Origin of the sequence: Sphingomonas sp. Leaf412, assembly GCF_001425405.1 — a bacterium.
Taxonomy (GTDB): domain Bacteria; phylum Pseudomonadota; class Alphaproteobacteria; order Sphingomonadales; family Sphingomonadaceae; genus Sphingomonas.
The window spans coordinates 235,541-244,130 of the sequence record NZ_LMQP01000003.1 but is presented as its reverse complement, the minus strand read 5'-3'; the positions used below and the strand labels follow the sequence as shown (position 1 = coordinate 244,130).

Here is an 8,590-nt window from a genome sequence, read left to right as displayed (position 1 = left end):
CCCGCGATCCGCGCCGCCGACAAGGCGGTCGAACGCGGCGTCGCAGAGGCGCGCGACATGGTGACCTATTTCGTCGGCCAGGGCGTGGGACTGGTGGAGCAGGTCCGCCCGGCGGCGCAGGTGGTGCAGGACTTCAAGCTGGAATTCGCCGAGGCGGTGGGGCGGATGAACGATCTGGTCGCGGAGTGAGCAGCGACGGCCCCGCGGCGTTCCGCGGGCCTTGTCCTGTCGTGCATAACGGCGTATTTGTCTGACAGATTGGAAGTGCAGGATATGGCCGTCAAACCAGACAAGCCGCGCAGCCGTGCGGGATCACCGAGGGATCGCGCCGGCATGACCGAGAACCTGCGCGTCAAGGCGGTGCTGACGACCGCGGCGAGCATCGGTCTGACCACGGGCCGGAAGGGCAAGCCGCTTTCCGGACGCGTGCACGAAACGCTGCTCGAGGCGGCGGTGACGAAGTCGGGGCTGCGAGGCGCCCGATTGATCGACTACGCCCTGGCGAAGGTCGCGCTCGAGGACGACTTCGCCGAGCGCCTGCTCGCGCGCGAGGGATCGATCGGCCCGGACGTGGATCTTGGTATTTGAACTCGCCGCGTCGCTTCGCCGGCTCAAGCCGGAGAAACGGACGCCGCCGCTCGTCCGCAGGCCCGACGACGAACTGACCTTCGCCGACGACGCGCAGGCCGGCGGTCCGCCCCTCCTGCTCGACACAACGGTGTACATCGACGTGTTGCAGAATCGGGCACCGCAGGCGGTCAAGGACCTGCTGCTCGTGCGACAGGTGAACCACTCGTCGATCGCGGTCGGTGAACTTACCCATCTGTTCGGACGGCTCGACCCCTCGCATCACGATACCGGGGATGTCCTCACCGCTGTCAGGGGTGTGATCGAAGACATTCCCAGGCACCGCCTGTTCGCGCCGAGCGTCGCGGCCGTCGCGGAGGCCGGCATCGTCACCGGGGTCGTCGCCCGGCTGCGCGGACTGCCGAAGGCAGACCGGCAGCCCTTCATGAACGACGCCACGTTGCTCCTACAGGCGCTCGAGAACGGCTCGACGCTTCTTTCCCGCAACATCGGCGACATGGACCTGATTCAGCAGATCGTGCCAGCCGGGCGGGTCCTGCTCTACCGCCAGCGGCGGTGACTGCCTGCACGCGGCCGATCACTCCACCGTCACGGATTTCGCCAGGTTGCGCGGCTGGTCCACGTCGGTCCCCTTCGCCACCGCGACGTGATACGCCAGCAGCTGCACCGGCACGGCATAGACCAGCGGCGCGATCAGCGGGTGCGCCTCGGGCATCTCGATCGTGGCGAGGCACCCCTGCCCCGCGGCGCGGATGCCCGCCGCATCGCTGATGAGCACGACCTTCCCGCCGCGCGCCTGCACTTCCTGCATGTTGCTGACGGTCTTCTCGAACAGCGGGCCGGACGGCGCGATGACGATCACGGGCACCGCCTCGTCGATCAGCGCGATGGGGCCGTGCTTCATCTCCCCCGCGGCATAGCCCTCGGCGTGGATGTAGCTGATCTCCTTCAGCTTCAGCGCGCCTTCCAGCGCGAGCGGATAATCGGTCCCGCGACCCAGGTACAGGACGTCGCGCGCGCCCGCGATCATCGGCGCGATCGCGGCGATGGCGGCATCGTAGGACAAAGCGGCGTTCAGCGCGGCGGGCGCCTCCGCCAGATGTTCGACGATCCCGCGCTCCTCCTCGACCGACAGCCGCCCCTTCGCCCGCGCGAAATTCGCGGCGAGCGCGGCCAGCACCGCGAGCTGGCACGTGAACGCCTTGGTCGATGCCACGCCGATCTCCGGCCCCGCATGCGTCGGCAGCAGCAGGTCCGCCTCGCGCGCCATCGTGCTGGTCGGCACGTTCACCACCGCCGCGATCTTCTGCCCCTCCGCCTTCGCATGGCGCAGCGCCGCCAGCGTGTCGGCGGTCTCGCCCGACTGGCTGATGACGATCATCAGCCCGCCGTCCTCCATCACCGGCGTACGATAGCGGAACTCGCTGGCGACATCGAGGTCGACGGGGACGCGCGCGAACTGCTCGAACCAGTATTTGGCGACCATCCCGGCGTAGAAGCTGGTCCCGCACGCCACGATCGTGACGCGGCGGATCGCGGACAAGTCGAAATCGTCGGGGACGGGAAGCGTCACGCGCTCCTCCAGCCGTTGCAAGTACGAGCGCAGCGTCTGCGCGACGACGATCGGCTGTTCGTATATCTCCTTCAGCATGAAGTGGCGGTGGTTGCCCTTGCTGATCGCCTGATCGGTCACGCCCGACGCGACGATCGCGCGCTCCACCGGGTCGTTCTCGATGTCGTACACCTGCGCGCCGTCCGGCGTCAGGACGACCCAGTCGCCCTCCTCCAGATACGAGATGCGCTGCGTCAGCGGGGCCAGCGCCAGCGCGTCGGAGCCGAGGTACAGTTCGTCCTCTCCATAGCCGACGACCAGCGGCGAGCCGAGCCGCGCGCCGATCAGCAGGTCGGGATGGCTGCGGAACAGGATCGCCAGCGCGAACGCGCCGTGCAGCTGCGGCAGCACCGCCTTCACCGCCGCGACGGGATCGTCCCCCGCCTCGATCCGCTCGCTGACCAGATGCGCGACGACCTCGGTATCCGTCTCGCTCGTGAAGACGTGCCCGCGCGCCTCCAGCGCCTCGCGCAGCGGCTTGAAATTCTCGATGATGCCGTTGTGGACCACCGCGACCTCGTCCGTCGCGTGCGGGTGCGCGTTGTTCGTCGTCGGTCCGCCATGCGTCGCCCAGCGCGTGTGCGCGATGCCGATCGTGCCGGGCAGCGGTTCCGCGTCGAGGACGGCGGCCAGGTTCCTCAGCTTCCCCGACGCGCGGCGCCGGTCGATCGCGCCGTCGTGGACGGTGGCGATCCCGGCCGAATCGTAGCCGCGATATTCGAGCCGCTTCAGCCCGTCCAGAAGCCGTTCCGCGACGTTGTCGCGCCCGAGGATACCGACGATGCCGCACATAGGATGAGATCCGGAACTAGAGGGTGTAGGGAACGCGGATTCCCGGCATCGTCGCCGGGAAGTCCTTCGTGTTTCGGGTGACGAGCACGCGGCCACGCAATTGCGCGGTCGCGAGGATGATCGCGTCGGGGGATTTCAGCGACGTCCGCTCGCGACGAAGCGCCGCCGCGCGGGAGGCGATCGGCTCGTCGACCTCGTCCATGCCGAACCGCGACAGGAAACGCCCGGCATCGCGCACGACGGCCTCGTTGCCCTTCGACAAAGCCTCGATCCACGCGATGCGGCTGATCCACATGCGAGCGCCGCCCTCGACGATCCGCAACATCTCCGCATGCGCGGGCGAGTGGCCGCGCAACGCATCGATCAGGATGTTGGCATCCAGACTGTAGCCGCTCACGGATTGTCCGCGGGCGCCGGCCCGCCATCGTCCAGCCGGCGATAATGCGCGCGTTCGCGATCGTCCTGATCGGCAAAGCATTCGGGTGATTCCGCGCGCACCGCATCGTAATCGTCATCCCACGGACGAGTCCATTCGGCGCGGCGCAACCGGTCGTACTCGTGCGGATCGGTCGCGATGCCATGGCGCGCCCACAGGCCGAAACCCGCCTTCAGCCAATCCTCGTCACTGCCGTCGGACTGCGCCTTGAACGCCGATACCGCCTCGCGCAGCATGGAAGCGCGCGACCGCCCCTCTTCCGCCGCGCGACGGTCGAGCCAAGTGACATCGTCGTCGGGCAGGTCGGCGAGTATGCGCGTCATGACGCTACGATATCATATCATGATATCAGGTCAAGCCTTCGCCGCCTTCTTCGCCCGCATCGCGTCGCGGAAGCGCGCGGCCCAGCCGGGCTTCTCGACCTGCGCGGGGCGGACCAGCGCCAGCGCGTCCGCGGCCACGTCGCGCGTCACCACCGATCCCGCCGCCACGATCGCGCCGTCGCCGATCGCGACCGGCGCGACCAACGCCGAGTTCGATCCGACGAAGGCGCCCGCGCCGATCGTCGTGCGATATTTCAGGAAGCCGTCGTAATTGCACGTGATCGTGCCCGCGCCGATGTTCGCCCCCGCGCCGACGTCGGCATCGCCGATGTAGCTGAGGTGGTTCGCCTTCGCCCCCGCGCCCAGAATCGCCTTCTTCATCTCGACGAAATTGCCGACCTTGCTGTTCTCGCCCAGCACCGCGCCGGGACGCAGGCGGGCGTAGGGGCCGACCTCCGCCCCCGCGCCCACCGTCGCGCCTTCCAGGTGGCTGAAGGCGTGGATCGTCGCGCCGTCCGCGACCGTCACCTTCGGCCCGAACACCACGTTCGGCCCCACGGTCACGTCGCGGCCCAGCTGCGTATCGTGCGCGAACCACACCGTATCGGGCGCGGTCAGCGTCGCGCCGTCGGCCATCGCGCGGGCGCGCCGCGCGCGCTGCCACACATCCTCCAGCGCGGCCAGCTCGCCGCGGCTGTTGACCCCGGTCACCTCCGCCGCATCGGTTTCGATCACCGCGCTCGTGCGTCCGTCCGCGGCGGCCAGCATCACCACGTCGGGCAGGTAATATTCGCCCGCCGCATTATCGTTGCCGACGCGGGCGAGCAGCGCGAACAGGTCCGCCGACCGCACCGCCATCAACCCGGAATTGCACAGCGTCGCCGCGCGTTCGGCGTCCGTTGCGTCCTTGTATTCCACCATCCGGTCGATCCGGTCGCTGCCCGGCGCCACGATCACCCGGCCGTAGGCGCCGGGATCGGCGGGGCGGAAGCCCAGCACGACGGTCGCGGGCGCGTCCGGCCCGTGCAGCCGGTCGAGCATCCGCCGCATCGTGTCGGCGCCCACCAGCGGCACGTCGCCGTACAGGACCAGCACGTCGCCCGCGAACCCCGCCAGCGCGTCCTGCGCCTGCGCGACCGCATGGCCGGTGCCCAGCTGCTCGGCCTGGTGCGCGGTCGCGATGCCGTGCGGCGCCACCGCGCGCTCCACCTGTTCCCGCCCCGCGCCGACGACCACGACGGTCCGCGCGGGCGACAGGCCGGCGACGCTGTCGATCAGGTGCAGCAGCATCGGCTTCCCCGCCAGCGGGTGCAGCACCTTGTGCAGGTCGGATTTCATGCGCGTGCCCTTGCCCGCGGCGAGGACGATGGCGGCGATCGGCGTGCTCATCGCCCGCCCCTGCCATCACTTCCTTGCCATTTCCATAGCGAGGCGGCAGGCGCGCGCCGGATGACGTCCTTCCCGTTCCAGATCGTCGGCTTCGACCTCGACGGCACCTTGCTCGACACCGGCGACGACCTGGCCGCCGCGGTCAACCACACCCTGTCGCTGGCGGGGCGCGCGCCGCTGTCGCGCGCGGTGATTCTGAGCCACGTCGGCGGCGGCGTGCAGCAACTGCTGCACCGCGTCCTCGACCTGACCGGCGGCACCAGCCCCGCGCTGGAGGCGGACCTGCTGCCGCGGCACGGCGCGTGGTACAGGGCGCACCTGACGGATCACACCGCCCCCTATCCCGGCGCGGTGGCGGCGCTGGAGGGGCTGGCGGCGCGCGGCGCGACGCTGGCGGTGGTGACGAACAAGCGCGAGGCGATCTCGCGCGAGCTGCTCGACCGGCTGGGCCTGGCGGATCGCTTCGCCTGCATCATCGGCGGCGACACGATGCCGCGCAACAAGCCCGCGCCCGACCCGATCCGGGAGATGCTGCGCCGCTGCGGCGGGACCGCGAACGGGCGCCGCGCCGCGTTCGTCGGCGATTCGCGCTACGACGTGGAGGCGGCGCATTCGGCGGGGCTGCCCGTGGTCGGCTGCCATTTCGGGTTCGGGCACGACACGCCGGGCGCGGACGCCACGATCGACCGGTTCGACCGGCTGATCCCCGTGCTGGAGGCGCTGTGACCCCCGTCGCGATCCGCGCCGCGCGCATCCTGCTGGTCGCCGCGATCGTCTTCGCACTGGCGATGGCGCTCAACCCGCGCCCGCCGCACCTGCCGATCGCGGTGGGCGACAAGTGGCAGCACATGGCCGCGTTCGGCACGCTGACGATCCTGTCGGTCGCCGCCTTCCCGCAGGCGCCGCTGCACCGCATCGGGGAAAGGCTGTCGTTCCTGGGGGCGTTGATCGAGGTGTTCCAGTCGATCCCCGCGATCGGGCGCGACTGCGACGTCATGGACTGGCTGGCGGACACCTACGTCATCGTCGGCGTCCTGATCGTGGTCAGGATCGTGCGCCGCCCCGCACGGGGACGAGACGCTTCCACGCCTTGATCGCCAGGTGGCGCGCCAGCAGCGGCGGCGCCATCCGGATCGCGTGCGAGCGGACGTAAAAGCCCAGCCGCGTCGCCGCCCGGTCCTCCCGCCCCCAATCGTCGCGCGCCAGCAGGCGGCGGGCGTACAGCACATCGACGCGCGAGGGCGCGGCCCATCCCGCCGGGACCGGCGTTGCGTAGAGGCGCGACGCCAGCCGCACCGCGCGCGCGACCGGCGCGCCCGCGCCATGTTCGGCGGCGCGTGCGCGCAGCTTCAGCCAGAAGTCGCGGTCGCCCTCGTCGAACTCGCGCAGCAGCCGGTCGATGTCCCACAGGTTGCGCAGCCCGCCCGACAGGTCGCCGTCCGCGAACACGTGCAGCGCGGCGTGGACCACCATGTCCTCCGTCCCGAGCACCGACAGGCCGTCGTTCAGCGGCACCGCCCCCGCCAGCAGCGCGCCCGCGTCGGGCGCGATCCGCGCGGTAGGCGGCAGGATGGTGTGGTGGACGTCGATCAACCGGTCGCGGTCGCGATGGACCAGCGGCGGCAGCTCGTGCATCCAGCGGCGGTAATAGGCATCGTCGTACCCGTCGTCCTTCAGCGCCTCCCACCCCGCCCCGCGCAGCGCGGCCTCCACCGCGTCGAGCGCCCGGCGCGGGACCAGCACGTCCAGGTCGCCGATCGCGCGCCCCCGCCCCGCGGACAGGCCGGCGGCGACATAGGCGGTGCCCTTCAGCAGCACGACGGGCACGCGCAGCGGCGCCAGCGCGCGGCGCGCCATCTCCGCCTCCCACAAGGCGGATCGACGCTGCTCCGCCGCGGCGATCCGCGCCGCGGCCAGCACCGCCGCCACCGCCGCGGGCACCGCGACGCCGGACAAGCGGTCGGCGAGCGCGCCCGCCAGCTGCTCCGCACGCGCCACGCACAGGATCGCGGTCCATTCACCGGGCGGCGGCGCGGCGGTCGGCTCGGCCAGAAGCCGGACGAGGCGCTCTATCGCGCGCACGCCAGCTCCTCCACCAGTGCGACGCCCGTGTCGCCGTCGGGATAGTCGATCGCGACGGCGGGCACGTCCGTCACCAGCCGGGCCAGTGCGTCGAACCCCGCCTCCCCCAGCATGGTGTAGTTGGTCGACGCCTGCGTCAGCCGCACGAACGCCTCGCCCCGGTCCACGCCGCGCACGTCGCGCGCGGCGCCGAAGCGCGGGAACAGCAGCAGCGCGGGCGCGGCGGGCACGTCCATCGCGGCGATCGCGCGCGCATCGGGGGCGAGGTGGCGGATCGTGCCCTTCGGCGTGTCCGACAGCAGCGGGCCCAGCCGCGCGTCGGGCATCGCGCGGGCGACGTGCGCGACGCTTTCGTTCTTCAGGCTGATCGCGCGCGGGAACGGCGATGCGGTGCCGGTCGCAGGATCGATCAGGACGAATTCGTCCCCCATGAAGCGCCAGCCACGCGCCATCAGCAACGTCGCCAGCGTCGATTTCCCCGCGCCCGATTCGCCGGTCAGTATCACGCAGCGCCCGTCGCGTTCGACCGCCGCGGCATGGAGCAGCAGGTGGCGGCGGTGCCCCAGCGCGACCTGGAGGTTCATCGCCATCTCCGCCGCCAGCAGGCCGTGGCGCAGCGGCAGCGGCGCGGCGTCGGGCAGCATGAAATCCCCGCCGATCGCCACCGCCGGGCGCACCCATCGCCGCCACGGCCGCGTCGCCGACAGGCGGACGGTCACGTCGGCGACGTCGGGCACGGGATAACCGGCGTACAGCGCCGCGAGCGCGTCGATCGGCGCGCGCCAGTCGCTGCCGATGCGGAAGCCCACCGGCCCGACGCGCACGCGCAGCGAATGCCTCACGCCCGCTCCACGAGCCCGGCGGCGACCAGTTCCTCGATGCGTGCGGCCAGCGCCGCCGCATCGGGATCGGCCAGGTCGTACGCGCGCATCAGCACCGCCAGCAGCATGTCCGCCGTCATCGGCGCGTCGGCAAGCGCGCGCAATATCTCCGGCGCGGGCGGGGCCAGCAGGTGGGTGGTCCCCGACGGGCGGTGATAGACCGCGGTCAGCCCGCCCATCTCCCGCACCGCGAACGCATCGGCCGGGCCGCTGCGGAACACCAGAGCGCGACCAGACCATGTCGAACCATCGTCATCGCCCTTCGGGCGCCCGCTGCGCGGCGGGGCGATTTTGACGTGGTGCGGCGTTGCTCGTCGGTCACGATGCCTCGGCATCACTCCCTCCTCCCGCCTTGCGCCACGCCAAAATCGCCGCCGTGCCGATGATCCGACATGGTCCGGTCGCGCTCTATTTCCGCAGCATCTGGACGGACACGAAGCAGGTGAAGCCCGCGGTCCCGCGCTGCAACCGCGACACGTATTTCAGA

General features: G+C 71.1%; 11 protein-coding genes and 1 pseudogene. 5 read left to right on the top strand and 7 right to left on the bottom strand.

Annotated elements, in window-relative coordinates:
• The 3 genes and pseudogenes from ASG29_RS17485 to ASG29_RS08325 form a co-directional block, all read left to right on the top strand.
• Window positions 1-189 (top strand): annotated as a pseudogene (locus ASG29_RS17485) (nitronate monooxygenase); the annotation flags it as partial.
• 144 nt (window positions 190-333) lie between these two features.
• Window positions 334-588, top strand: a complete 255-nt coding sequence (locus ASG29_RS08330) for a hypothetical protein (protein WP_055982779.1) — start codon at window positions 334-336, stop codon at window positions 586-588.
• Window positions 578-1,147, top strand: coding sequence for a type II toxin-antitoxin system VapC family toxin (locus tag ASG29_RS08325; RefSeq protein ID WP_055982777.1), 570 nt, complete (start codon window positions 578-580; stop codon window positions 1,145-1,147). Before ASG29_RS08330 ends, ASG29_RS08325 begins: the two co-directional genes overlap by 11 nt.
• Before the next feature lie 18 nt (window positions 1,148-1,165).
• Here ASG29_RS08325 and glmS read toward each other — a convergent pair whose 3' ends face one another.
• Genes glmS through glmU form a run of 4 tightly spaced genes read right to left on the bottom strand, consistent with a single transcriptional unit; the run spans window position 1,166 to window position 5,140 of the window.
• The gene (gene glmS / locus ASG29_RS08320) at window positions 1,166-2,992 is read right to left on the bottom strand and encodes a glutamine--fructose-6-phosphate transaminase (isomerizing) (RefSeq protein ID WP_055982775.1); all 1,827 of its coding nucleotides are present in this window, start codon (window positions 2,990-2,992) and stop codon (window positions 1,166-1,168) included.
• Between the two features lie 16 nt (window positions 2,993-3,008).
• The gene (locus ASG29_RS08315) at window positions 3,009-3,389 is read right to left on the bottom strand and encodes a PIN domain-containing protein (RefSeq protein WP_055982774.1); all 381 of its coding nucleotides are present in this window, start codon (window positions 3,387-3,389) and stop codon (window positions 3,009-3,011) included.
• Window positions 3,386-3,751, bottom strand: a complete 366-nt coding sequence (locus ASG29_RS08310) for a CopG family transcriptional regulator (protein ID WP_055982772.1) — start codon at window positions 3,749-3,751, stop codon at window positions 3,386-3,388. Before ASG29_RS08310 ends, ASG29_RS08315 begins: the two co-directional genes overlap by 4 nt.
• Window positions 3,752-3,781: 30 nt before the next feature.
• On the bottom strand, window positions 3,782-5,140 hold the full coding sequence (gene glmU / locus ASG29_RS08305; protein ID WP_055982770.1) for a bifunctional UDP-N-acetylglucosamine diphosphorylase/glucosamine-1-phosphate N-acetyltransferase GlmU: 1,359 nt from the start codon (window positions 5,138-5,140) through the stop codon (window positions 3,782-3,784).
• Between the two features lie 60 nt (window positions 5,141-5,200).
• Here glmU and ASG29_RS08300 point away from each other — a divergent pair, with 60 nt between their 5' ends.
• Together ASG29_RS08300 and ASG29_RS08295 are read left to right on the top strand one after the other, a co-directional pair.
• The gene (locus ASG29_RS08300) at window positions 5,201-5,866 is read left to right on the top strand and encodes an HAD hydrolase-like protein (RefSeq protein WP_055982768.1); all 666 of its coding nucleotides are present in this window, start codon (window positions 5,201-5,203) and stop codon (window positions 5,864-5,866) included.
• The gene (locus ASG29_RS08295) at window positions 5,863-6,234 is read left to right on the top strand and encodes a hypothetical protein (protein ID WP_156457953.1); all 372 of its coding nucleotides are present in this window, start codon (window positions 5,863-5,865) and stop codon (window positions 6,232-6,234) included. Before ASG29_RS08300 ends, ASG29_RS08295 begins: the two co-directional genes overlap by 4 nt.
• Here the strand turns inward: ASG29_RS08295 and ASG29_RS08290 are convergent.
• From ASG29_RS08290 to ASG29_RS17480, 3 genes are read right to left on the bottom strand one after another with little or no spacing between them, the layout of a single operon-like run.
• On the bottom strand, window positions 6,185-7,222 hold the full coding sequence (locus tag ASG29_RS08290) for a nucleotidyltransferase family protein (RefSeq protein ID WP_055982766.1): 1,038 nt from the start codon (window positions 7,220-7,222) through the stop codon (window positions 6,185-6,187). The two genes, ASG29_RS08295 and ASG29_RS08290, sit on opposite strands and share 50 nt — an antisense overlap.
• Window positions 7,210-8,064, bottom strand: a complete 855-nt coding sequence (locus ASG29_RS08285) for an HprK-related kinase A (protein WP_055982764.1) — start codon at window positions 8,062-8,064, stop codon at window positions 7,210-7,212. The genes ASG29_RS08290 and ASG29_RS08285 overlap by 13 nt, the downstream gene beginning before the upstream one ends.
• Window positions 8,061-8,324: an HPr-rel-A system PqqD family peptide chaperone gene (locus ASG29_RS17480; RefSeq protein WP_235532831.1), complete on the bottom strand. Its 264-nt coding sequence runs from the start codon at window positions 8,322-8,324 to the stop codon at window positions 8,061-8,063. Before ASG29_RS17480 ends, ASG29_RS08285 begins: the two co-directional genes overlap by 4 nt.
• Window positions 8,325-8,590 lie beyond the last annotated feature (266 nt).

Coding starts and splice junctions, on each gene's coding strand:
- ASG29_RS08330 (WP_055982779.1), top strand. CDS start 334: ATGACCGAGAACCTGCGCGTCAAGGCGGTGCTGACGACCGCGGCGAGC.
- glmS (WP_055982775.1), bottom strand. CDS start 2,992: ATGTGCGGCATCGTCGGTATCCTCGGGCGCGACAACGTCGCGGAACGG.
- ASG29_RS08310 (WP_055982772.1), bottom strand. CDS start 3,751: ATGACGCGCATACTCGCCGACCTGCCCGACGACGATGTCACTTGGCTC.
- glmU (WP_055982770.1), bottom strand. CDS start 5,140: ATGAGCACGCCGATCGCCGCCATCGTCCTCGCCGCGGGCAAGGGCACG.
- ASG29_RS08300 (WP_055982768.1), top strand. CDS start 5,201: ATGACGTCCTTCCCGTTCCAGATCGTCGGCTTCGACCTCGACGGCACC.